23 protein-coding genes and 1 pseudogene are annotated in these 22,871 nt (G+C 44.3%); 16 read left to right on the top strand and 8 right to left on the bottom strand.

Annotated features, from left to right (window positions below; translation table 11 throughout):
* The first annotated feature begins 125 nt into the window (after positions 1–125).
* Complete coding sequence (locus tag H532_RS0109810; protein ID WP_027725343.1) at positions 126–881, top strand: ABC transporter ATP-binding protein; 756 nt, start codon at positions 126–128, stop codon at positions 879–881.
* Entirely contained in the window at positions 869–2,083 is a 1,215-nt protein-coding gene (locus H532_RS0109805; RefSeq protein ID WP_027725342.1) for an ABC transporter permease, read from the top strand. The genes H532_RS0109810 and H532_RS0109805 overlap by 13 nt, the downstream gene beginning before the upstream one ends.
* Here H532_RS0109805 and H532_RS0109800 read toward each other — a convergent pair.
* Both H532_RS0109800 and H532_RS0109795 read right to left on the bottom strand, forming a co-directional pair.
* Complete coding sequence (locus H532_RS0109800; RefSeq protein WP_027725341.1) at positions 2,080–2,952, bottom strand: DNA-3-methyladenine glycosylase family protein; 873 nt, start codon at positions 2,950–2,952, stop codon at positions 2,080–2,082. The two genes, H532_RS0109805 and H532_RS0109800, sit on opposite strands and share 4 nt — an antisense overlap.
* A gap of 43 nt (positions 2,953–2,995) precedes the next feature.
* Entirely contained in the window at positions 2,996–3,472 is a 477-nt protein-coding gene (locus H532_RS0109795; protein ID WP_038112074.1) for a DinB family protein, read from the bottom strand.
* Positions 3,473–3,707: 235 nt separating this feature from the next.
* Here H532_RS0109795 and H532_RS0109790 point away from each other — a divergent pair, with 235 nt between their 5' ends.
* Positions 3,708–4,265, top strand: coding sequence for a CGNR zinc finger domain-containing protein (locus H532_RS0109790; RefSeq protein ID WP_027725339.1), 558 nt, complete (start codon positions 3,708–3,710; stop codon positions 4,263–4,265).
* Positions 4,266–4,386: 121 nt separating this feature from the next.
* Here H532_RS0109790 and H532_RS0109785 read toward each other — a convergent pair whose 3' ends face one another.
* Positions 4,387–5,784, bottom strand: coding sequence for a membrane protein (locus H532_RS0109785; RefSeq protein ID WP_027725338.1), 1,398 nt, complete (start codon positions 5,782–5,784; stop codon positions 4,387–4,389).
* 236 nt (positions 5,785–6,020) lie between these two features.
* Here H532_RS0109785 and liaF point away from each other — a divergent pair, with 236 nt between their 5' ends.
* The 8 genes from liaF (at position 6,021) to H532_RS0109745 (ending at position 14,280) form a co-directional block, all read left to right on the top strand.
* Entirely contained in the window at positions 6,021–6,944 is a 924-nt protein-coding gene (liaF, locus tag H532_RS0109780) for a cell wall-active antibiotics response protein LiaF (protein WP_027725337.1), read from the top strand.
* Positions 6,945–6,955: 11 nt separating this feature from the next.
* Complete coding sequence (locus tag H532_RS0109775) at positions 6,956–7,993, top strand: sensor histidine kinase (protein WP_038112073.1); 1,038 nt, start codon at positions 6,956–6,958, stop codon at positions 7,991–7,993.
* Entirely contained in the window at positions 7,977–8,609 is a 633-nt protein-coding gene (locus tag H532_RS0109770) for a response regulator (RefSeq protein WP_027725335.1), read from the top strand. The genes H532_RS0109775 and H532_RS0109770 overlap by 17 nt, the downstream gene beginning before the upstream one ends.
* 134 nt (positions 8,610–8,743) lie before the next feature.
* Positions 8,744–9,715: a DUF4097 family beta strand repeat-containing protein gene (locus H532_RS0109765; RefSeq protein ID WP_027725334.1), complete on the top strand. Its 972-nt coding sequence runs from the start codon at positions 8,744–8,746 to the stop codon at positions 9,713–9,715.
* A 310-nt stretch (positions 9,716–10,025) separates the two neighbouring features.
* Positions 10,026–11,063 carry a uroporphyrinogen decarboxylase gene (hemE, locus tag H532_RS0109760; protein WP_027725333.1) on the top strand — a complete coding sequence of 346 codons (1,038 nt, stop codon included), beginning with the start codon at positions 10,026–10,028 and terminating at the stop codon, positions 11,061–11,063.
* Positions 11,064–11,075: 12 nt separating this feature from the next.
* A complete protein-coding gene (gene hemH, locus H532_RS0109755) occupies positions 11,076–12,002 on the top strand; it encodes a ferrochelatase (protein WP_027725332.1) in 927 nt (308 codons plus the stop codon).
* Positions 12,003–12,141: 139 nt separating this feature from the next.
* Positions 12,142–13,521 (top strand): protoporphyrinogen oxidase, encoded by a 1,380-nt coding sequence (gene hemY, locus H532_RS0109750; RefSeq protein WP_027725331.1) that lies wholly within the window; start codon positions 12,142–12,144, stop codon positions 13,519–13,521.
* Between the two features lie 21 nt (positions 13,522–13,542).
* A complete protein-coding gene (locus H532_RS0109745; protein WP_027725330.1) occupies positions 13,543–14,280 on the top strand; it encodes an MBL fold metallo-hydrolase in 738 nt (245 codons plus the stop codon).
* A gap of 233 nt (positions 14,281–14,513) precedes the next feature.
* Here H532_RS0109745 and H532_RS0109740 read toward each other — a convergent pair whose 3' ends face one another.
* The 4 genes from H532_RS0109740 to H532_RS0109725 form a co-directional block, all read right to left on the bottom strand.
* The gene (locus H532_RS0109740; protein ID WP_027725329.1) at positions 14,514–15,128 is read right to left on the bottom strand and encodes a TasA family protein; all 615 of its coding nucleotides are present in this window, start codon (positions 15,126–15,128) and stop codon (positions 14,514–14,516) included.
* 82 nt (positions 15,129–15,210) lie between these two features.
* The gene (locus H532_RS0109735) at positions 15,211–15,828 is read right to left on the bottom strand and encodes a TasA family protein (protein WP_027725328.1); all 618 of its coding nucleotides are present in this window, start codon (positions 15,826–15,828) and stop codon (positions 15,211–15,213) included.
* A gap of 95 nt (positions 15,829–15,923) precedes the next feature.
* Entirely contained in the window at positions 15,924–16,538 is a 615-nt protein-coding gene (gene sipW, locus H532_RS18460; protein ID WP_051263250.1) for a signal peptidase I SipW, read from the bottom strand.
* A gap of 33 nt (positions 16,539–16,571) precedes the next feature.
* On the bottom strand, positions 16,572–17,075 hold the full coding sequence (locus tag H532_RS0109725) for a hypothetical protein (protein WP_027725327.1): 504 nt from the start codon (positions 17,073–17,075) through the stop codon (positions 16,572–16,574).
* A 770-nt stretch (positions 17,076–17,845) separates the two neighbouring features.
* Here H532_RS0109725 and H532_RS0109720 point away from each other — a divergent pair.
* Positions 17,846–18,124 carry a hypothetical protein gene (locus tag H532_RS0109720; RefSeq protein ID WP_027725326.1) on the top strand — a complete coding sequence of 93 codons (279 nt, stop codon included), beginning with the start codon at positions 17,846–17,848 and terminating at the stop codon, positions 18,122–18,124.
* 149 nt (positions 18,125–18,273) lie between these two features.
* On the opposite strand, the gene coaA is transcribed toward H532_RS0109720, so the two are convergent.
* Positions 18,274–19,158: a type I pantothenate kinase gene (coaA, locus tag H532_RS0109715; RefSeq protein WP_038112087.1), complete on the bottom strand. Its 885-nt coding sequence runs from the start codon at positions 19,156–19,158 to the stop codon at positions 18,274–18,276.
* A gap of 135 nt (positions 19,159–19,293) precedes the next feature.
* On the opposite strand from coaA, the gene H532_RS0109710 reads away from it, so the two are divergent.
* The 4 genes and pseudogenes from H532_RS0109710 (at position 19,294) to H532_RS0109695 (ending at position 22,828) form a co-directional block, all read left to right on the top strand.
* Complete coding sequence (locus tag H532_RS0109710) at positions 19,294–19,908, top strand: LysE/ArgO family amino acid transporter (protein WP_027725324.1); 615 nt, start codon at positions 19,294–19,296, stop codon at positions 19,906–19,908.
* A 285-nt stretch (positions 19,909–20,193) separates the two neighbouring features.
* A complete protein-coding gene (lplA, locus tag H532_RS0109705) occupies positions 20,194–21,180 on the top strand; it encodes a lipoate--protein ligase (protein ID WP_027725323.1) in 987 nt (328 codons plus the stop codon).
* 13 nt (positions 21,181–21,193) lie between these two features.
* A pseudogene (locus H532_RS18455) lies at positions 21,194–21,628 on the top strand (lipoate--protein ligase family protein); the annotation flags it as partial.
* Positions 21,629–21,736: 108 nt separating this feature from the next.
* Positions 21,737–22,828 (top strand): IS256 family transposase, encoded by a 1,092-nt coding sequence (locus tag H532_RS0109695; protein WP_027725322.1) that lies wholly within the window; start codon positions 21,737–21,739, stop codon positions 22,826–22,828.
* The last annotated feature ends 43 nt before the right edge of the window (positions 22,829–22,871 follow it).

Here is a 22,871-nt window from a genome sequence, read left to right as displayed (position 1 = left end):
TCCGGCTTTTTATATTGGTTAGGAAAGATATCCTTTTGTCACTGTTTTCGGGGAGATGAGTGGCATTCCGCCGCCGGTTTTGAGAAAATAAAAAGAAATGAAAGTTAAAAATAAGGAGTAAAGTCATGGGAAAACCGATTTTGGAAGTGGAACATTTAAGCGGCGGTTATTCGAGAAAAGCCCAAGTGCTTCATGATTTAAATTTTCATGTGAATCAGGGGGAGCTTGTCGGCCTAGTCGGTTTAAACGGAGCGGGGAAAAGCACGACGATCAAACATATTTTAGGGCTTCTTGAACCGACAGAAGGTGTTATTAAAATTGCCGGTCAGACCATTCAAGAGGATGCCGATCGTTATCGTTCGCGGATCGGTTATATTCCCGAGACGCCAAGTCTTTATGAACAATTGACACTGAGCGAACATTTGGAGTTAACGGCGATGGCATATGGTTTAAAAAAAGAGGTATATGAAAAACGACTCCCGGGACTTTTGGAAATGTTTCAAATGACGAATAGGTTGAAGTGGTTTCCGGCCCATTTTTCCAAGGGCATGAAGCAGAAAGTCATGATCCTCTCCGCCTTTCTCGTCGAACCGGCCCTTTATGTCGTGGACGAGCCGTTTGTCGGCTTGGATCCGCTGGCTATTCAAGCCCTCTTGGATTTGATGGTGGAAATGAAAGAAAAAGGCTCTGGCATTCTCATGTCGACCCATATCCTATCGACAGCCGAACAATATTGCGATCGGTTTATACTCCTACATCAAGGAAAGATTGCCATGCAAGGGACGATGGAGGAATTAAGACAGAAGGTTGGCGACCCGAAGATTACTCTGCACGATCTCTATGTTGCTGTGGCTAAAGGTGAAGAGCCATGGAAAAAATAAAGCAATTATGGATGGTGCGGCGCGGAGAATTTTGGCAGGAAGCGTCCCGATATTTAAAATTGCTTGGTAACAGCGGCTTTATGTTTTCGCTTTATATCCTTATTTTAGGTGGCGGTGTCTATTACCAACGCTGGATTAAAGGGCTGTCATCCGATTTTCCGACCGAATGGATATTGACCGCTGTCTTTGGCATCTTAGTCTTTCGCACGCCGTTACGAACTTTCCTAAAATCGGCGGATCTCGTTTTTTTATTACCGGTTGAAAAACAATTGGCGGGCTATTTTCGCCAGGCTTTAATCTATAATGGCTTGCTTCAAGGCACTAGCATCGTGTTTGTCTGGGCGATTGCCATGCCGCTTTATCGCCATACCGTTAGTTCGGATATAATGGGATACCTCATCATTCTCGTCCTGCTTTTTGCTGTGAAAGCCTGGAATCTTTATGCGGTCTGGCAAGAACAACATGTATTAGAGAGCACGCTATATGATCTTTTAAGAGGCTTTTTGACGATCGTTTTTATCGGGATGGTTCTTTTTAAAACGCCGTGGTGGGCGGTTGTTATCGTCATTCTTGCCATTGTTGTATTGACTTTGAGCATCATTCAGCCTCTGTCCAAACACCTCTTGAAATGGGACAAGTTGCTTGCGGGTGAAAAACGGCAGCTTGAGCGGTTTTACCGATTGGCTAACATGATTACGGATGTACCGAAAATGCGCAATCGCATGAAACCGAGAAGATGGTTGACGGGGCTTACCGAGCTTTACGGTTATGGACAAGCACAGGTATTTAAAAAGTTTTACCTTAAAACATTCATTCGTTCCGGTGAATATTTGGGGATTTGGTTCAGACTTCTTCTCATTGGCATCCTGCTCATGATCCTACTCCCGAAAGGCGTGACGTCAGCCATTGTCGCTTGGGTTTTTACGTATCTTACGGCTAGTCAACTAACAGCACTCTATAACGAATATTTTGCGAGTTCGTCCACGAGTTTTACGCTATCCGAAAAATATTTAAAAAGCAGTTTTCTTCATATATACAGCACCGTATTATTGGTACAAATGGTTATCTTTAGCCTTTTCACTCTGTTTATAAGCCGAAGCCTGGAAATCGCGGGGATTACTCTTTTAGTCGGTCTCGCGCTCATTTACGCTTTTACTTATAGTTACGTGAAACGTAAGGTAAACAAAACAGGCACGGTTTAAGGGTGCCTGTCAAACCAATACGCCAAGTATTTATAGTTGCCCCACTCGCTGTATAAAGCGGATGCGGCTTTTGCAGTCATTTTTTTTCCTTTAAAATATTTGTTTTCGACATGCTTGCGAAACTCGCTGTCAACCGGGAGCTCGCTGTATGACCCAAGAATCATCAGCAATGTGCTTTGGGCATAGGGACCAATGCCTTTAATGGCTTTCAATTCTTTGATCAGTTGTTCTGTCGGCAAGTTTTTCCATTTCGTTAAATCGAGTTCACCGGATGCCACTTTTAAAGCCAATTCGTACAAGTAACCGCTTCGATAACCGAGGCGGATTTCTTCTTTTAAATACGCTTCTCCTTTTTCAACAAAGGTGCTTGGCTTCGGAAACGCCTTTAATTCAGGGTGGCTTTCTAGTGGTTTTCCCATTTTGTTGACGATGGCGGCGGCCATAGAAATCGTTCGGTTCCATGTGGTATTGGTCGTCAGCATCACCTTGACAATATCTTCAAAGATCGTAGAGGAGCGCAGCAAACGCCCGTGTTTTTCATGAGCGACATAAGCCATTTCCGGGATTTGGAGACATTTTTCATAAAAAGGCTGTAGGTTTTCGTCTAGGCGGAGCATCCAGCGCACCTTTTGTAGAATTTCGGCTTGCTCTGAATCATCCAGTACGCCATCGTTAACCGAAACGGTGACGGCGTCTTCGCCATATGGTGCGATGGTGATGTGCACCACTTTTCCGCTCTCAAGTTCTTCCACTTTATAAAGGGTTTTTTGGTCGTTATCATAGTGAAACGGAGCGAGCCGATACCAGCCGTGCCCGGTTGCGGTCGTCTCGAATTTAAAATCATTCGGTACCTCTACGATCCAATTCATGTCTTAACCTCCAAATATTCGCCGGTGCCTGAGTATGTAGGCCTCAACCTTCACGTGTGGCCGGCCAGGAGCCCTGCATTTTTCTTAACAAGACGATTTGTCCGGTGTGATAGCTATCGTGCATGATCCAATCGGCGATTCTTTCGCCGAGATCATCGGTTTCTAAATCTTTCTCCGTTAAGGTAGCAAAAACCTCTTTCAAATCTTGCGCAATCGCTTTGGCTTCTGCGACCGTCTTTTCCCAGCCCTCTTGGTCATTGGGATCGCCAGGTGCACCGAATGTTTCCGTGTTGTTTCGAGCGGTTGACGAAGCTTGAATGCCTCTCAACCTTTTGACCATTAGACGATTATAGTGGTTGAGATGGTTGACGGTTTGCCAGATCGTATTGCCGCCGCCCGGCGGTTGCCATGCGGCAACGCTTGCCGAAATGCCTTCGATGGCGGGTGCCAGTGGGAGCTGCCATGCTTCTTCATCCCAACTGTAGTCCCTGAGTTTTTGAATCAATTGGATGGCGTTCATTGTTATCCTCCTTTGCCCAACTGGAATTTATCATTCAGGTGCAGTAAAATAGTTTTGTAACCAGTAAAATTATTTTTAATGGTTACAAAGTCATCATAACAATAACTTTTACATGGGTCAATACAGAAAAATTGATCAGACAAGTTTTTTGACGTAGGCAAAGTCTAGTTGCTTTTATTCTAGTCAGAAAAAATTTTATACTTTTCTTGCCAGTACAAGAAAAAAGGTGTGTCTTATGGAGTTCATATGGATCGATTTTTTAAACAGCATTTGGAGGGATTGGCGCGGGACAGGAAAACCCTCTCGTGACCGCTTGCTTGAAGCGGAATGGCGAGCCTCCTTTTTAAATAAATGGGAACTGGAATCAGGACTTGATTTAAACGAAGAAGATTTCAAGCACCTCACCCAATTGCGCGCGTTTCTCAGCCGGGTGACAGAAAGTGTGGCTTCAGGCGGTGATGTGGACGAAAAGGACATTCTCTTACTAAATGATTATTTACAACAATCACCAGTAGTAAGGGAGCTCGTCAAAAGCGAGGATGGTTGGCGCCTGGTGTTCTCAACAACCCAAAAAGGATGGAGCCGTGTCATCGAGGCGATTGTTACGTCTTTTATCCATTCATTGATTGAGGGGCATTTATCTAGGGTGAAAATCTGTGACAATAAGGACTGCCTGTGGGTCTTCTATGACGCGACAAAGAACCATTCCAAGCGCTATTGTGATGATAAAATGTGCGGCAATTTGATGAAAGTCCGGCGGTTTAGGGAACGAAAAAAACAGCAAAAAAAATAAAGACGTATTTAATAAATATCTTATCTTTTTTACAAGCTGTACCATTCTATAAAAATACGAATAGAGGCTGGACCCCAATTGGCGGGATATGCATTTGGGCCAACCTCTGTTTTTTATACGTTTAGATGAGAAACATGGCAACAATCGTCGTTGCGATGAGACCAATGATGACGGGGACAAGGTTGCGTCGAGCGAGTTCAAAGGCATCCACGTTACAAATAGCTGCTGCAGGAATTAAAGCCCACGGAACCAAAGTTCCTCCGCCGACCCAAATGGCAGCGATTTGCCCGAGAGCGGTAAGGGTGCTGATGCCATTTCCAATCGCTGCGGCAAATAAGTGTGCGACAGAACCTGCGAGCGATATGCCCGAAAAACCTGAACCATCTAACCCCGTCACCGCCCCGACAACCGTTAAGGTTCCTGCGGCTACCTCTTTATTTACCGGAACCGACTGGGCGAGGGCATTGCCCAGGTCGTTGACGATCCCTTCTGAGTGCGCAGGCAATACATGCCCGAACACCGCTGCGAAGCCGGCATCTCCCATGTAAAAAAATGCAGCAATCGGGATGACGGGACCGAAAACTTTGAACCCAAATTGTAAACCCTCAATTAAATAAGAAGTGATTTTTTCAAGGCCTTTGTTATGATGTGCCGAAAGGGAAATGGCGGCTAAAATAAAAATGACGGTGCCACCGATGAGGCTCGTTGCATCCCCACCTTGAAGATGGAACACCAGCATACCGACAACATCCAAGATCAAAAGGATCGGAATCAGCAAGGCAAAAAAGGTTTTTGCTTTTGGCGAAAGAGCGTCTGTTTGATCCCCTTTTCCGGTTTCTGCAGATAACAATTCCTCGTCAGTTACCTTCAATGTCCCGTTTTTCATATCTCTTTTCAAAAAGTAGAAAGCGACGATGGTTGTGACGACGCCCATGACGATGACAAGCGGAACACTTGCACGCATCACTTCGGATACTGGAATGCCTGCCGCTTGGGCGGTTAAGGTCGGTGCCCCTTGTATGATGTAATCTCCAGAAAGGGCTATGCCGTGACCGAAAAGGTTCATCGCCATCGCCACCCCTAATGCGGGTAGCCCCACCCTAAGTGCGACCGGAAGGAGGACGACCCCCAGAAGTGCCACAGCGGGGGACGGCCAGAAAAACCAAGAGATGATCATCATGACGATCCCGATGACCCAGTAAGCCGTGGTTGAATTTTTTATTAGCTTTGCAAACGGACGGATCATCACATCGCTGATCCCTGTTTTCATCATGACACGGCTCATGGCGACGATGACAGAAATGACGAAAATCGTGCTGAGAAGTTGGGTAATCGCATATATCAAACTGTTAAAGACACCTGTCAATGCTGTAACGACGGATGAGGTGGCGACTAGGCCAAGGATGAAAATGCCGATGAGACAAACAAGCGTCGTGTCGCGCCGCATGACCATGACCCCGATGATGGCGATGATGAATATGAGGTAAACCCAATGGAGCGCGGTTAATTCGATGCCCATAAGAGATGCCTCCCATTTTTTTGGCTGTATCTTACAATATGTCAAACGCCCATTTTGTGTGACGTACTTTTTCCGGCCTCCGACTGAAGACGGAGAGAAAAAACAACCCGAGGGTTATTCCAAACGGTGGCAAAGGGCGTTATAGTAATAGACAAGAAAAGATCAATGATTTTTTCTATGCTTCTATTGAAAAAGTTCGCTAGCTTTGATTTTCTGCTAGCATTGGAGTGAAGAAGATGAGAGGTATAGCCTTCGGGAACTTACTCGTTGCATTGATTTTTATCTTTATCGGTGGATGGCTCGTTGCCTCGAATATGGGTCTTATTGACTACAGCTTCGGATCAATTTTTTTAATCCTGATTGAGGGAATTATTTTTCTCTACGGCCTATGGTCTATTTTCCAACCACTCTTTCGCGGAAGAAAGCCTCACTGGTTTATGGGACTATTCGGAACAGCTTATGGGGGTTTATTGCTCGCCAATGCTTTAGGCTATGTCACTTTTCACTGGGGCGATCTTTGGCGACTTTGGCCCTTGTTTTTGGTTTATTTAGGTTTGGAAATGCTTGGCGGCTTTCGCGGCAGCTATTATGGTCATGACCGGAAACGTTATAAAAAGTATTTGAAACAAAAGTTAAAATCCGCAAAGTGGATGGATGACTTTCCGGATGGTCATGACCGGAAAAGTTATAAGAAGTACTTGAAAGAAAAATTAAAATCTGAACACTGGATGGACGATATTCCGGTTCCGCCACATCCCAAGCATGGCAAAAGAATATATGGAAAAGGGACATCCATCTTAAATTTGGTAAAGGAATTTGCGTTTAACGAGCCAAATTGGCAAGTGGAGCCTTTGTCGCTATCGGCGATGATCGGCGATTATGCATTTGATTTTACGGTTGCTTATATTCCCGATCGCGAAACGGAAATCCGCCTGTCCGGATGGGTGGGGGATATTGATATCCTTATTCCGGAAGATGTCGCTTTCATGGTGAGAGGTGGAGCGAGTATTACGACTGTTAAGATCGGGGATGATGACGAGCAGGATGGCATTGGCCACAAAGATATCCAATATAAAACGCCAAACTTTGATGAAGCGACGCGGCGTATCGTGTTTGATCTAGATTTTAAAATTTTAGACATACGCATTGACAGAGTGTAGGAGGCGGGGAAATGATTAAAACCATTCAAACCGCCAAAAAACAATTTATATTGGCGGCATTGTCGGCTTTGGCCGTTTTTGCCGTTCTTGAAGCTTATGCCGCCTACCAAAAGATCGGGGACACTTCTTTTGCCGTTGTCAGCTCAATTTTAGTTTTTATCATTGTGTTTGCGCTTGGCCTTTACTTAACTCTGAAAGACCGCTGGATCCTAAAGCATCATCTCGATGATCTGACCGCTTTTATTACAATATTGTCCAACGGTAAGCTCTCCGACCGCATCGCCATTCAGGAACCGGGGGAACTGGCGCCGATTGAACGCGCTTTGAATAGGCTCGCCGACCGTTTTGAAAATCAAGTGCAATATCTGCAAAAGCTCGCGGATGAAAAAGCTGAACTCGCCGAGCAAGCGAAAACCGCAGCAACCATTGAGGAAAGACAAAGGCTGGCAAGGGATCTTCATGACGCCGTTAGCCAGCAGCTATTTGCGTTAAATATGTTAGCATCGGCGGCAACGCGGGCCATCGATAAAAACGTAGATATGGCTAAGCAGCAAATTGAAGAGATCGCTGAGATTGCTCAAAAAGCGCAAGGAGAAATGCGGGCGTTACTTCTCCATTTAAGACCTGTGCATTTATCCAACGATGCTCTCCATGAGGGGATGAAAAAACTCGTTGACGAACTGTCAACACGAACGACTATCAAATTTGAGACCGATATCGAAGCGATTGACGGCCTATCCAAGGGTGTCGAAGATCACTTGTTTCGCCTTTTACAAGAAAGTCTTTCCAATGCGCTCCGCCACTCTGGTGCAAGTGTCATAAAATTGCAGTTGACGGAGACGAGCGGTGCAGTCGTTTTAAAAGTACAAGATAACGGAAAAGGTTTTGACATCACCGAAGAAAAGAAAGCGTCATATGGATTAAAAACGATGAGGGAACGTTGTGAGGAATTAGGCGGGAAATTCACACTCACTTCCCGCATCGGTGAAGGGACTTCGGTCGATATCCGCATTCCAATAAGGGGGAAGAAAGATGACACAGCCGATTAAAGTCATGATCGTCGACGATCACGATATGGTCAGAAGGGGTCTTCGCGCCTATCTTGAGATCGAAGAGGATATCGAGGTTGTCGGTGAAGTCAATGATGGCTCGTTGGCGACTGAAAAAGTGAGAGAGTGGGAACCGGATGTGGTTCTCATGGACTTAATCATGGAAAAAATGGGGGGCATTGAAGCAACCAAGGAAGTGCTCGCCGCAAGACCTCAATGCCGGGTCATCGTTTTAACAAGCTACTATGATGATGAGAAAATTTTTCCGGCCCTTGAAGCCGGTGCGACGAGCTATTTGTTAAAAACCGCCTCGGCTGAGACCATTGTGGAAGCCATTCGCAAAGCGGTGCGGGGTGATTCCGTCATCGATGCCAAAGTGGCGAGCAAAATGGTCAACCGCTTCCGCGATTCTCGCCCTAAGCACGAGGATCTGACTAGCCGCGAGCTGGAGGTTTTAATTTTAATAGGAAAGGGTAAAACGAATGCCGAAATCGCAGACGAACTGTACATCGGCATTAAAACCGTGAAAACCCATGTCAGCAATATTTTAAGTAAATTGGGTGTAAATGACCGCACACAAGCAGCGATCTACGCTCACCAGCATCGGTTGGTCTAGTAGATTTAGCCACCTTCCAAAGGGGATTGATTTAATCGCGAGTCATAACGGATAAATCGTTCGTTCGCATAGATAAAATGAGAAAGAAAATGTCATCGGTAGTGGCCATGGCTAAAGGAAAGGAAGTGTGAGCGTTGGGGTTGGCGCGGGTAATCATTTCGATGGTGAAATCTTTTACCGGCATGTTTCCAATGGTCGAACTTTATGAAGTAAAAGAATTGGATGTCCCCGATGTGGATAAAATCATTATATCAACAACGTCTACAAGTGTTAACTTGCTTCCATCAGATCAAGAAAAAATAACGGTGGAATTAAAGGGGCAAGTCAATAAAAAGCTTTCGGATACCATATTTTTAGATGTCAGACTTGAAAATAACAGTGCCAAAATTAATGTGGCGAGGAAAAGCCATTCTTTCATTTTCGGTTTTTTCATGGATCGCTCAAAAGTCAACGTTTATTTTCCGCAAAAATGGTATAAAAAGATTGATGTCAACACGAAATCCGGTTGTATTGAGGGGAAAAGACTGACGGCAGATATTTTATCACTAAAAACATCTTCCGGAAGCATCAGGGTAAATGATGCCGAAGCAAACTCGGAATGTTCTTTTAAAGCATCAAGCGGTAGCGTCCATGTGAACGACCTGCTTTCATCATCCGATATTTCGGTTCAAACATTTAGCGGCGGCATTCGCGCTTCCCATATACAATCCGGATCGAAGCTGGAGATGAAGGCCAGGAGCGGTGGACTCGATGTACAGGAGCTTACGGCGAAAAATCTGTCCCTCTCTACTTCTTCGGGGAGCATCAAAATCCGTGACGTCCATGGTGCTTTAAAAGCGGAGACATCATCCGGAAGCATAAAAGCTAGGAATGATCATATCGAAGGGGAATGGAAGCTCAGAACTTCCAGTGGGAGTGTTTCGGTTCAATTGGATCATCCCGATTCACTCTTGGTGCAGTTTAAAGGAAATTCCGGCAGCAGTAATATCTCATTAGAAGAAATGGAGTGTCAGTCTAAAACTAAAAACAGTTTTATCGGCAAAATCGGTGCCGGTGAAAATAAACTGACGGTACGGACAAATTCCGGCTGCTTCAGGCTAAATTAAAATATCCCATAGTACTTTCGCCACTTCTAAAAGAAGTGGTTTTTGTTTTTGCCTCCCATTCTTACATGGGCAACATGGGATTTAAACTTTAGCAAACTTTCGTGATTCAAGTTTTACCGGTGAAAATGTTAGAATATTACAGGTTGCATGTTCGACATAAAAGGCGTAATAGCATGTCGCGCAAGGATCAAGCAAGCACTTTCGATGGACACTTGAAATTGTAACCGTTTCGTGCGAGTTGGATGCCTGACAGATGCTGAAAATATGGCATAATATAAAGTAGGAAAATACGAGAAAAGGTGAAAGACTTTTGGAAAACAAACCATTCAATGATACGTTTTTAAAAGCATGTCGCAAAGAAGCTGTTCCGTACATACCGGTTTGGTACATGAGACAAGCCGGACGCTATCAAAAAGAATATCGGGATATTCGAAAAAAGTATTCGTTCTTTGAAATCAATGAGAATCCGGAAGTATGCGCGAAAGTGACGCGTTTGCCGGTCGAGCAACTTGGCGTCGATGCGGCCATTTTATTTGCCGACATTATGACCCCTATTAAAGCATCCGGGATCGAGGTCGAAATCGTCGAGGGGAAAGGTCCAGTCATTGCAAATCCCATCCGCTCGATGACTGACCTCTCGCGCTTTGGTGATCTACATCCAGAACGCGATTTGCCGTACATCGCAGAGACCATTCGCCTGCTTCGTGAACAATTATCCGTCCCATTAATCGGTTTTGCCGGGGCGCCGTTCACACTTGCTAGCTATTTAATTGAAGGTGGTCCTTCGAAAGACTACCATAAAACCAAAGGATTTATGTATGCCCAACCGGACGTATGGCAAGCCCTCATGGATAAGCTTGCCGATATCATGATCACTTATTTGCGTTCGCAAATTGAAGCCGGCGCCCAAGCGGTGCAAGTTTTTGACTCATGGGTAGGCGCGGTTGGCGCGGATGATTATGAACAATATATTGCACCAACCATGGAAAAAATCTTTTCGGAAATTAAAAAGACCGGGGTGCCATCCATTTATTTCGGTAGCGGTACCGCTCACCTTTTAAAGATTTGGAATCAGCTTCCGGCCGATGTTTTATCGGTTGATTGGCGCATCTCGATCGATGAGGTCAGAGCGCTTGGCGTGGACAAGGCCCTACAAGGGAACCTCGATCCGTCCATGCTGCTTGCGCCTTGGGAGATGCTTTTCACAAGAGTAAAAGCTATTCTTGATCAAGGGAAAAAACAACCCGGGTATATTTTTAATTTGGGACATGGCATTTTTCCTGAAGTGGACGGCAATGTTTTAAAGAAATTGACAGAGTGGGTTCACGATTACACAAAGAGTAACTAAGGGGGCGAAAGCATGGCAAGAAAGAAAATCGGCTTGCTCGTCATGGCTTACGGAACGCCAAACAAACCAGAGGACATTGAACCTTATTACATGCATATTCGCCACGGTCGTCGACCATCAGATGAAGAGCTCGAGGATTTGAAAAATCGCTATGAATCGATCGGTGGCGTATCGCCGCTTGCAAGAATTACGAATGAACAAGCTTCAAGTCTCGAAGAAAGCTTGAATGCCAGACAAAACCAATATGAATTTAAAGCTTATCTGGGCTTAAAACATATTTCGCCGTTCATTGAGGACGCTGTCAAAGCGATGAAAAAAGACGGGATTGAACAGGCGGTCGCGCTCGTTCTCGCCCCGCATTATTCCACCTTCAGCGTGAAGTCCTATATGGAACGCGCACAACAAACAGCCGAGGAAATCGCTGGTCCGAAGATCGTTCCCATCGAGAGCTGGTATGATGAGCCAGGTTTCATCCAATGGTGGGCGAAACGCGTCCAAGAGGAATTTCGGGCGATCCCTGAAAGCGAACATGATGATGCGGTCGTGATTTTTTCCGCCCACAGTTTGCCAGAGAAAATTATCGCTTATGGCGATCCTTATCCGAACCAATTGCAAGAAACCGCTAAGCTAATCGCTGAAGCAGCAAAAGTTCCACACTTTGCAGTCGGCTGGCAAAGCGCCGGACAAACCCGGGACCCGTGGATCGGACCGGATGTCCAAGATTTGACGCGCGATCTGTTTAAAGAAAAAGGCTATAAGCATTTCATCTATTGTCCCGTCGGTTTTGTCGCTGAGCATTTGGAAGTTTTATATGATAATGATTATGAGTGTAAAGTAGTCTGCGATGAATTCGGGGTGCAATACCACCGGCCGCCGATGCCTAATGCCGATCCGGAATTTATCCATGTCTTAACCGATGTGGTCTTAAAAGTCCTTTAAGAATCGGGATTGCACCATCCTTTGATACAGTTTAGACGAACGTGGAAGCCGCATTTTTTGCTGGAAGGGCATCGACGATTGCTGTAGGGAAGGAAAAGCGAATCGGAACAGAAAAAGCTTTGAGAAGGAAGCGAGTTTCATGAAAAAAGTGGCCATTATCGGAGGCGGCATCACCGGATTGACGGCTGCCTTTTACATTCAAAAGCATGTAATGGAGACCAAGGAAGAGTTTCAGGTTACGCTTTTTGAAAGCGACGAGCGCTTGGGCGGCAAAATCCGCACGGAACGAAGAGAAGGGTTTGTCATAGAGCGCGGGCCGGACTCATTTTTAAAACGAAAAGTGGAAGTTTTAGAACTGGTCGAAGCGCTTCATTTAAGTGAAGGGCTCATTTCGAATCAAACGGGAACGTCGTATATTTTAAAAGATGATACTCTCCATATGATTCCTGAAGGCTCGGTGATGGGCGTACCAACGCGCATCAAACCGCTCCTTGACACCGGCCTTTTAACCATGGACGGTAAAGCCCGCGCGCTAAATGATTTATTCATTCCGCCGCTTCCCGATTTTGACGACATGTCAGTCGGTGAGTTTTTCGAACGCCGTCTCGGGCAAGAAGTGGTGAATCATATTATCAGTCCGCTCCTATCAGGTATATATGCCGGAGATATTTACCAATTAAGTTTAAAGATGGCGCTGCCTCACTTTATTGAGGTGGAAAGACGCGCAGGAAGCCTCATGCTTGGACTGCAAAACCAAGCGCCGCGAAAGAAAACGAGTCAGTTTGCGACGCTTTCGACAGGGCTTGAAACGATTGTCGATGCGCTGAAAGCCGCTTTTCTACCGGAGGTCGTTGACGTTCGGGTCGGTGAAAAGGTTCATAAAGTGCACCGGAACGAGGCAGATTATACGATTGAAAGTGACGGAGGTTCATGGGCTTTTGATCAAATCATTTTTGCCGTTCCGCACCAAGTGACAGAAGCGTTACTCAGTGAGGCTGACTTTTTACAAAGAAAAACGCAAGCCCCAAGCACATCCGTTGCAACGATTGCGATGGCTTTTCCGGAAAAGGCGGTGCGGATGCATAAGGAAGGCACAGGCTTTGTCGTTTCGCGCCGTGAACCCAAGACGATAACAGCGGCCACATGGACGCACTTGAAATGGGGGCATGCTGCACCAGAGGGTAAGGCGCTCATTCGCTGTTATGTAGGAAAAGCCGGCGATGACCGTATCATCGAGAAGTCCGATGATGAATTAGTTTCGATCGCCTTAAAAGATATGCAGGGCACTGTTGATATTCTGAGCGACCCTGATTTTGCTCTCGTTTCGCGCTTTCCGGAAGCGATGCCGCAATATCCTGTCGGTCATAAAAAATGGCTGCACGAAATCCGCCAAAGGCTCGCCAAAGAATATCCTGGGGTTTATCTTGCGGGTGCTTCATATGACGGCATCGGTATTCCCGATTGCATTCGCCAAGGCATGCAAGCTGCCAAAGATGTGCTGAATACATTGGCAACGTAAAAAAGAAAGGGATGTGATGGGATGAAATGGACCGTTGTTGGTTTTTGGGGTGGTCATCCGGAAATCGGGGAAGCGACCTCGAGCTACCTTCTTGAAGAAGGGGATTTTCGGCTTTTAGTAGACTGTGGAAGCGGCGTATTGGCCCAACTCCCAAAGTATTGTGAGCTATCGAAGCTGAATGCGGTCATTCTCTCGCATTACCACCATGACCATGTCGCGGATATTGGTGTACTCCAATACGCGAAACATGTGGAAAAATACATCGGCACACCATCGGGAACGCTACCGATATACGGACACCAGCTGGAGCCGGATAAATTTCAGTCTCTCACGTACGAAGAAGCGACGGTCGGGGTTCCCTACCGAATCGACGAATCTTTACAGATGGGGCCTTTTCAAATCGACTTTTTACAAACCGTCCACCCTGCTCCCTGCGCGGCCATGCGGTTTACAAGCGGTGGTAAGACAATCGTGTATACGGCAGATACCAGCTTTATTCCGGAACTTATTCCCTTTGCCAAAGACGCGGACCTGTTAGTTGCGGAATGCAGTCTGTACAAAGAAACAGACGGCAAGCCGATGGGCCATTTGAATTCATTGGATGTCGGGCGACTTGCTGAAGAAGCTCATGTCAAAGAATGTTTGCTCACGCATTTGCCGCATTATGGCGATCACGAAAATCTTTTAAAGGAAGCAGCGACGGTATACAAAGGGAAATTGGCTCTGGCCAAAAGCGGCTGGAGTTGGGGCAGCAAATAAAAAACATGTGCCTTTAAAGCCAAAAGGATGGTGCATCCCTTCCAGGACTCTTGGATGGTTGGCACAGCGAAACGTATGTCAACATGGCACATTCTTATGCACTTTCGTAACCGAAAACTTATCTGTCTGTTGGTCATGTCGCCATTCGTCTTTTGGTCTACAGCTATTGCGTGGATCAATTTTTTGAGACATCTTAAAAATTTTGTCTATTTACTGCCATTTTAGGGTAAACTTTATCCCTGTACTCTCGCTCCTTTTAATTTCTTAAACAACAACAAAAATGTGCCTGCCGTAATCAAACCGGTTCCCGCAAGGAGGAAATAAAAAGGATCATTGAGTCCGGTATTCGGTAAGCGACCACCGGAAAAGCCGTTGCCGACGATACCTGTAAGGTCACCATCAACATATATTAATAGATCAAATTGCGTTGTCGTTCCTTGATATTCATTTCCGAGTTCTTCGGGCATCTTAACAGTAAACTTGATGTTGTCTTGGGCGCCACTTTTTAATTGTTGAGCGTCGACGCCTTTAAAATCCTTCAGTTTGCCGTCAAAAAGGACTTGTGACTCGTTTTCAACTTTTAGCAGAAGTTGACGAAAAAGGCGATCCTCACCAGAGGGATGTTTCATTTTTATCTCATATTGAAGATCCTTCGTACCATTATTATCAAGCGTTAATTCTCTTTCAGCCCAATCTCCTGGTTTGAAATTGGTGATGTTAAAAAGCGATTTACTGGGGGAAACCGTAAAGTCATAGACTTTTTCATTTGAATCGGCCTTAGCTACGCTTATTCCGAGAAAAATCAGAAGAACGGGTATACAAAATAACAACCATTTTGTATTGTTCATTTTTCGCTACTCCTTTAAAAGATAACAGGATATTTTTAGAAAAAATAAAGGTGGGAGAGACCCACCTTTATTTTTTTGTGTATTAACGAGCTTCTCCTTCAGTTTGTTGAGCATCGAATGTCCATTTGAGCTTGACGGAATCGCCTTGGAATTGGTTTTGATCTTTGTGGTTATCCACGAATTCGAATTGGACATACATTTTATCCGAATCTCCAACCTTTAGGCCGCTGTCTTCACCGTCTAAGAGATGGAGAATGTTCCTTAAGTAGTTTTTAACCGCATCCGGCGCTTCACCTTTTAGTTCATCCAAGGTGGCGGAAGCGATGACATTTTCGTCACCGTCAAGGATACCGTCCTTATCAAGGTTTTTAAGGAAGTTCACACGAATGTATTTACCCATATCTTCCGTATTGTCGCCTTTTGCGTCAATAACGGTATAATCCGTGAGTAAATTAACGGACTTGATGGGGAGTGAACCTTCATTCTTAAGGACAAAGGTCCGGTTCATCCAATCCCCAGGCTTTAAATTGTTGACATCAATGATTGTCGAAGGTTTCACCGAAAGATCCAATGTGCCTGCTGCAAATGTGTTGTTGGTTTCCACGGCATCGTGGAAATATGCGTATGTCCCCCCTCCGATGAGTGATAAGCCGAGTGCCGCACAAGCAACCCCCATGCTTAATTTTGCTTTAATCCCCATTTCTTTTCCTCCTCTTACCCTTATTTGGGCATTATTTTTATATATGAACCGAGACGGACTCATAAGGGCTTTGCCCCTGTGGCTTCGAGTCTATCTCAAGGGTTCAACGAAGACTGGCTAACGGATGTTACATTTTCATGGTTTGGCTTAGGTGGCGTTTTACCCGTTGGCGGGGTAAGTTCTTTAAAGGCTTTCCATAAAGTGATGGCAGAATAGATGATTAATAGAATTCCAACCGCAAAAAGCAGGATCGAAAAACCGATTTTAGAGTGTGTAAAATTCATCACATAACCAAGGTAAGGAATGGTCACTCCTGTATAAATGGCTTCAATGTTTTGCGGCTGAACGGCATCAAGATCAGGCGTACGGTTGTTGTCACCTTTCGTCACATATTTAATATTCTTGCCGGATCCGATAACTTTGTAGATTCGGTGAGTGATGAGTGTGTCTTGATCTACTTTAAAAGAAATAATGTCACCTTTTTTCAAATGTGTGGCATCTTTAATGGGTTTTACGGCGATGATGGATCCAGTTTTAAATGTTGGTTCCATGGAACCCGATAAAACGGTTTTCAATTCATAACCGAAGATTTTAGGTTCCCCGCCCGAACTTTTTGCAGAAATGGCGATGTAAACCATTAAAATGAGTAATACAGCCAAAAGGGCGGTAACGCCTCTGTTCAACCATTTGATGATTTTTAACTGTTTCATAATATCGATCCCTTCAATGGAACTTCCAAGCATTTAAGGCTGATTGGCTGCAGGTGGTTCGTTGGTTTTGGCATCCTCTGCTCCATCTTTTGAATTATCGCTTGGATGATTGTTTTCCGTTTGAGTCGTGTTCGTTTCTTTGGATGTTTCAGGTGTTGTTTCACTCGATGCATCATCTTTTTCTTCGGGTTGGCTGGCATCAGCGTTTTCATTTTGAGGTGCATCCTGATTTTGTGATGGATTAACATTAGTAGACCCTTGATTGGATGTTGATGTTTCGCCGGTAGGTGAGGAGGAGGTATGATCATCCGTTTTCTCCTCAGTATTGTTTTTCTTTTTTGTCTCGTGATCGATGCTAAAATGCTTGGCAGTTTTTATCGTGAATGCTTTACTAGATTTACTGTTATAGTAAGCTGTCGTCGGGCTAGTAAGTTTTCCAATTAAAAAGATCCCAAGGATTGGAATAGTGAGGAGCTTTAGAAGCAAGTGCACCTTTAGCCGTAAGATCCGTTTTTCCGTTAAACGTTTTTTGCGCATGCTGTTTTCACCTACTATTTGTTCTATAAAACGAACATATTAACAAAAATAAAATGCCCCGCACAATTAAACTCTTTTTTGTTCTTTATATCGAACATTCACGAGATGATTATAAACAAAAAGATTTTACCAGTCAAGAAGTTTTTTAAAAATTTTTGCCGATTAATTTTTATGGCGGATTCCACATGTTATTGGGATCCCATCCTCAAATAGTATCGGTAATAAATGGGGTGGGCGATCAAAATGTCCTTTAGCATGGGCTCCATCGGCCATTTTAGGATGAACATTTTATTGAAATGGTGTTTAGCTATAAACGAGCCCGATTTGATAGTGATTTTACCAATATCTGTATCCAAAAAGCCGTTTTGAAGTAGGGGGTGATCCAAAATGGCGTTTGGAGTGGTTCTAACTGCCGTTTTGGGCTGAAAAATTTTTTGAAATGGTGTTTTGATGGAAATTACTGGGGAAATAAGCCTGATTTGGGAGCTATTTTTCCAATACCTGTATCCAAAAAGCCATTATGAAATAGGAGTTAACCCGAAATGGTATTTGGAGCGGTCCTATCTGCCATTTAGGGCTCAAAAATTTAGAATCCTCTACGCAGGAATTTCTCACTTCAAATTTTCCTTAGAAAATTAAGTGGGGGTAGTTCAATCTAAGAAGATCGGGTGGATGCGGTTTTTCTTTTTCATCAACGATAAATAGTTATCATAATGAAAATCCGCGAAGTGGGAATGCTATTAATAATAGACGTAAAGATGGTGGGAGAAATGAAGGCCAACACTAGAGAAAACCAAGCGTTTAGTGATGCGATCGATCGTGTGAATAGCGGAATGGAGACAATTATTAACCTCTATAATGAGTTAGAGGAAGATGAACCGATTATCACATTTGATGAAACCGTGATCTCGGCCATCAGTAAAGCCAAAGCGATTTATGGTGATGAATTTGTGAATCAAAAAATCAATGCGTTGGTGCGAGAGACTCTGAGTTTTCTTCCTCCGGAGTCGGGTGACAAAACCGAATCAAAAAAAGCGAAAAAAGGTTAGATATTAAAAGCAGACCGCGTGGGGTCTGCTTTTTCTAACTGAAAATCTATCATTTTTCAAGGCAGCAAAAGGGATTCGCATGCTCTGCCTTTGCCGAAAAGGCTTGACAGAGCCAAGCTTCCTTAGCAGAGTCAGGTTTTATTTTTAACTTAAAGCAAGCGGTTATTGATGTGGACCGCGTGGACCATATGCCGCGCGCCTTTTTCTAGAATAATGTCCGCGCGTTCGCGTGTCGGAAGGATATGTTCATAAAGATTTTTCAAATTAACGGACTCCCAAACGTTTTTAGCCATCATTAGTAACGCATCCGCTTCCAAATCTTTAAACTGATGAAAATAGGAAGTCGGATCATTCATGGCCCGATTCACGAGCTCTTGAATTCTCTCCCAGTACCATTGAAAAAGATCTTCCTCTTTAGCATCCACATAAATCGCGATGTCCAAGTAATCCGTAATCGGCGCTTCACCTGTATCGACTTGCAACACGTTGATTCCTTCCACAAATAAAATGTCGGGTTTTTCTAAGATGACGGGTTCGGGAAGAATGTCGTACGTTGCATGAGAGTAAACAGGTACTTCCACGCGTGCTTCTCCGCTAGTAAGTTTTTTCAACGTTTGATGCAGATTCGCGTAATCATAGCTTTCCGGGAAGCCTTTTCGATGCATGATGCCGCGCGCTTCCAATATCCGATTGGGGTGTAAAAATTGATCGGTTGATAAAATCGCTGTCTTTGGATGCTCATGATATTGAGCGAGAAGGCTTTCGAGCACTTTAGCCGTCGTGCTTTTCCCTGCCGCCACACTTCCTGCAATACCGATGATAAAAGGCGAGTGACCGACGTCTTTCCGGAGAAAATCGCTTAAGGCTCGCGCGGTTTGTTTCTTATTTAAAACTAAAAAATGGAGCAGCTCCGCGAGTGGCTGAAAGATGTGATGGACTTCTTCATTTGGAATATTTAATGATAGCGCTTCAATTTCAATTGACGACTGAAATAACTGTTGCCATTCATCACGGCGGAATGTCATAAATTCCATGAAAATTCTCCCTACATGTTTCAATAACTTGCAACGTTTATTATAAATGAAATCCTTTTTAAAAGAAAAGAAATGCTTTAACTTCAACATTACGCTAAAATAGAATGAAATGAATACATGAAGGGTGGATCCGGTTTGATGATGGCCTTTGTCCATGGTTTTGTTCTCGCCTTAGGATTAATTTTACCGCTTGGGCCGCAAAACGTGTTTGTGTTTAATCAAGGCGCGCTTCATCATCGGTTGACAAGGGCGCTACCAGCCGTCATCACGGCAGCTCTTTGCGATACCCTTTTAATCGCGCTTGCCGTCCTTGGTGTTTCCGTGGCGGTCATGGCCATCACTTGGCTTAAAACCGTCATTTTTTTGATAGGGTTTGTCTTTCTCATTTTGATAGGTTGGCAGATTTGGAAGAGCGATGCTACCGTTCAAGAAGCGAAAAAAACCGCCCCGCTTAAACAAGTCGTTTTTGCCTTATCCGTTTCGCTTCTCAATCCTCATGCTATCCTTGATACCGTCGGCGTCATCGGAACGGGGTCTTTGGCGTACGTAGGTAAAGAAAAATGGGTCTTCACGTTAAGCTGCATTCTTGTCTCGTGGCTCTGGTTTTTCGGCCTAGCCTTAGGTGGGCGGCTCATAGGAAACGTCGATCGAGAAGGACGTTGGATCAATCGTTTGAACAAATTGTCAGCCATCATTATTTGGATCGTGGCCGTCTACTTTTTCTATCAAATGTTTACTAACCTAATATAGTTAACCGTCCCGTATTCTGGCGGGGCCTTTTTTGTGCAGGTAAGAAAGTAAAAAATTTTTCAGGCTAGTATAAGCGCCACTAAGGATCGGCTTCGCCTAAAAGGCCTGGCAAGCCGAGTTATTATATGTGAGGAATAAACAGCCGGTTTTCACAAAATTTTTAAGCCATTAGATCATTTAAAAACCGAGAGCGTGTTTTCAATAAACATAGAGAGCATGCACGTTGCGATGGTTTATCATCTGTGACATATTTAAAGAGAAATGGACAATGAAGGAGGATCCATCATGTTATTTGTCGATAATAAAGGCTGCCACGATCCGCGAATCAATTTAGCCATTGAGGAATACATCCTGAGATACCTAGACCCGGAGGAAACGTACTTACTTTTTTATATTAATGACCCGTCTATCATCATTGGCAAAAACCAGAACACCATAGAAGAAATCAATACGGACTATATCGAAGAAAATCATATTTACGTTGTCCGCCGCTTGTCAGGGGGTGGCGCCGTCTACCATGACCGCGGAAATTTAAACTTTAGTTTTATCACAAAAGATGACGGCAATAGTTTTCATAACTTCAAAAAATTCACCGACCCAGTCGTCAACGTGTTGCGTAAGATGGGTGTCGAAGCGGAATTATCCGGAAGAAACGACATTTTGGTTGATGGGAAAAAAATTAGCGGTAATGCGCAATTCGCTACCCGCGGCCGGATGTTCAGCCATGGCACGCTGATGTTTGACACGGAAATTGATGCTGTCGTGAAAGCTCTTAAAGTGAAGAAAGATAAAATCGAGTCCAAAGGCATCAAATCGATTCGCAGCCGTGTGACGAATATTTCGGAGTATATGAAGGAAAAAATGGACATCGACACCTTTAAACAACGCCTCCTCGAAGGATTGTTTGACGGTGGGCCGATTCAACAATATCACTTAACCGAGAATGATTGGGAAAAAATTAACGAAATCTCTAAAGAAAGATACCAAAACTGGGAATGGAATTATGGAAGATCGCCGAAGTTTAACATCCAGCATTCCAAACGTTTTCCGGTCGGTTCGATCGATATTCGCTTGGATGTCGACAAAGGGGTCATCGAACAATGTAAAATTTTCGGTGATTTCTTTGGGGTCGGTGAGGTTTCCGATATTGAAAACCGCCTAGTGGGGATCAAGTATACGAGAGCAGACATCCGCGAAGCTTTGCATGATGTGGACTTGAAACACTATTTTGGCCCGATCACGATGGATGACTTCTTAGAATTGATCTATTAAGGGAGGGGGCTTGGTGAAATACATCGATAATCATGACGAAATGGATGCCACGCTGAATCTCGCTTTGGAAGAATACATTTTAACGGAACTTGATATCAATGAAACGTATTTATTGTTTTACAGCATGTCGCCAACCGTGATTGTTGGGAAAAATCAAAACACCGTCGAAGAAATCAATATGGATTTTGTGAAAAAGAACCATGTGACGGTCACGCGGCGCTTGTCCGGGGGCGGAGCGGTTTATAATGACGAAGGCGACTTAAGCTTTAGTTTTATAACCAAAGATGATGGCAACAGCATTCACAATTTCAAAAAGTTTACCGATCCTGTAGTGCGGGCACTGCGGCAAATGGGGGTTGAAGCCGAACTACAAGGAAGAAATGATCTTGTCGTAAACGGTAAGAAAATCAGCGGCAACGCCCAATTTGCGACCCGCGGCAGGATGTTTGATGATGTATAAAAGTTTGTGTAAAGCATTTTGCTAGACCAAAAGAAAAAAGGTAGGGTATTCTCTGATTTAGCCATAACACATTCCAGAGAAAGGAGTACCCTACCTATGTCTAAAAGAAGTATACCGAATGTCGACTGGGCAAATCAACTGGAAAGTGTTATTCGTCAATTTGTGAAAGAAAAATTAGAGCTGATTATGCGGGAAGAAATGAAAAATTTCCTCGAAATCGAACAGGCTGGAACACCGAATATGAGAAACGGCTACTATCAGCGAAATCTAGATACGCAATATGGCCGGATTGAGGGTCTTTTGGTTCCAAGAGACCGAAACGGGGAATTTCAAACACAGTTGTTTGCCCCTTACCAACGGCACACCGGCTGGCTGGAGGAAGCAATCATTAGGATGTATCAAAGTGGCATGAGTACACGGGAAATTGGCAAGTTTATCGAACGAATTCTAGGAAGCACCTATTCTCCTGCGACGATCAGCCGGATTACCGATGTCGTGAAGGAAGACATCGAGAAATGGCACGCTCGTCCACTACACCAACGTTATTCGGTCTTATATTTGGACGGCTTGTACGTGAAACTTCGCCGCGATACGGTAGAGAAAGAAGTCATTTATGAAGTGTTAGAAGTGAATGAAGAAGGGTATCGAGAAATTCTGGATTTCTTCGTGGGAGGACAAGAAAGCGCCTATGTATGGCAGGAGATTCTTCAACACCTCTACCAAAGAGGCGTCAAGGAAGTGCTTCTTGGCGTCTTCGATGGCCTTCCGGGGCTGGAGGAAGCCTTTAAGGCGGTTTATCCGAAAGCCGATGTGCAGCGCTGTGTCGTGCACAAAGTCCGCAACACCCTCAGCCGTGTTCGGAAAAAAGATCAATTCGAAATGGCCGAGGATCTCAAGCTGATTTATCGCGCGCCGAATAAGGAGATGGCGTTACAAATGTTTCAACAGTTTGAGTCGAAATGGTCCAGCAAATATCCAAGAGAAGTTCAATCTTGGGCCAATGAGTTGGATGTCCTCCTTACATTTATGGATTATCCAAGCAGTATTCGAAGTGTGATTTATACGACCAATGCCATCGAACGAACGATCAAGGAGATTCGGAAACGTCTAAAGCCGATGAGAAAATTACGAGGATTTGCTGAAGCCTATGAAACCCTTCAACAAATGTTTGAAAAACGTTATAACTAACCAAATATTGTAAACGAACAAAATAAAGGGATTCTCCCTTTCC

The sequence above is a fragment of the Tuberibacillus calidus DSM 17572 genome, assembly GCF_000430685.1.
Classification (GTDB): Bacteria; Bacillota; Bacilli; order Bacillales; family Sporolactobacillaceae; genus Tuberibacillus; species Tuberibacillus calidus.
The sequence above is the reverse complement of the archived record's forward strand: the minus strand, read 5'-3'. Positions and strand labels throughout refer to the sequence as shown.

What these genes read in the sequence shown, in the direction of transcription:
- H532_RS0109810 (WP_027725343.1), top strand. Translation starts at nt 126, where the DNA reads ATGGGAAAACCGATTTTGGAAGTGGAACATTTAAGCGGCGGTTATTCG.
- H532_RS0109805 (WP_027725342.1), top strand. Translation starts at nt 869, where the DNA reads ATGGAAAAAATAAAGCAATTATGGATGGTGCGGCGCGGAGAATTTTGG.
- H532_RS0109800 (WP_027725341.1), bottom strand. Translation starts at nt 2,952, where the DNA reads ATGAATTGGATCGTAGAGGTACCGAATGATTTTAAATTCGAGACGACC.
- H532_RS0109795 (WP_038112074.1), bottom strand. Translation starts at nt 3,472, where the DNA reads ATGAACGCCATCCAATTGATTCAAAAACTCAGGGACTACAGTTGGGAT.
- H532_RS0109790 (WP_027725339.1), top strand. Translation starts at nt 3,708, where the DNA reads ATGGAGTTCATATGGATCGATTTTTTAAACAGCATTTGGAGGGATTGG.
- H532_RS0109785 (WP_027725338.1), bottom strand. Translation starts at nt 5,784, where the DNA reads ATGGGCATCGAATTAACCGCGCTCCATTGGGTTTACCTCATATTCATC.
- liaF (WP_027725337.1), top strand. Translation starts at nt 6,021, where the DNA reads ATGAGAGGTATAGCCTTCGGGAACTTACTCGTTGCATTGATTTTTATC.
- H532_RS0109775 (WP_038112073.1), top strand. Translation starts at nt 6,956, where the DNA reads ATGATTAAAACCATTCAAACCGCCAAAAAACAATTTATATTGGCGGCA.
- H532_RS0109770 (WP_027725335.1), top strand. Translation starts at nt 7,977, where the DNA reads ATGACACAGCCGATTAAAGTCATGATCGTCGACGATCACGATATGGTC.
- hemH (WP_027725332.1), top strand. Translation starts at nt 11,076, where the DNA reads ATGGCAAGAAAGAAAATCGGCTTGCTCGTCATGGCTTACGGAACGCCA.
- hemY (WP_027725331.1), top strand. Translation starts at nt 12,142, where the DNA reads ATGAAAAAAGTGGCCATTATCGGAGGCGGCATCACCGGATTGACGGCT.
- H532_RS0109745 (WP_027725330.1), top strand. Translation starts at nt 13,543, where the DNA reads ATGAAATGGACCGTTGTTGGTTTTTGGGGTGGTCATCCGGAAATCGGG.
- H532_RS0109740 (WP_027725329.1), bottom strand. Translation starts at nt 15,128, where the DNA reads ATGAACAATACAAAATGGTTGTTATTTTGTATACCCGTTCTTCTGATT.
- H532_RS0109735 (WP_027725328.1), bottom strand. Translation starts at nt 15,828, where the DNA reads ATGGGGATTAAAGCAAAATTAAGCATGGGGGTTGCTTGTGCGGCACTC.
- sipW (WP_051263250.1), bottom strand. Translation starts at nt 16,538, where the DNA reads ATGAAACAGTTAAAAATCATCAAATGGTTGAACAGAGGCGTTACCGCC.
- H532_RS0109725 (WP_027725327.1), bottom strand. Translation starts at nt 17,075, where the DNA reads ATGCGCAAAAAACGTTTAACGGAAAAACGGATCTTACGGCTAAAGGTG.
- H532_RS0109720 (WP_027725326.1), top strand. Translation starts at nt 17,846, where the DNA reads ATGAAGGCCAACACTAGAGAAAACCAAGCGTTTAGTGATGCGATCGAT.
- coaA (WP_038112087.1), bottom strand. Translation starts at nt 19,158, where the DNA reads ATGGAATTTATGACATTCCGCCGTGATGAATGGCAACAGTTATTTCAG.
- lplA (WP_027725323.1), top strand. Translation starts at nt 20,194, where the DNA reads ATGTTATTTGTCGATAATAAAGGCTGCCACGATCCGCGAATCAATTTA.
- H532_RS0109695 (WP_027725322.1), top strand. Translation starts at nt 21,737, where the DNA reads ATGTCTAAAAGAAGTATACCGAATGTCGACTGGGCAAATCAACTGGAA.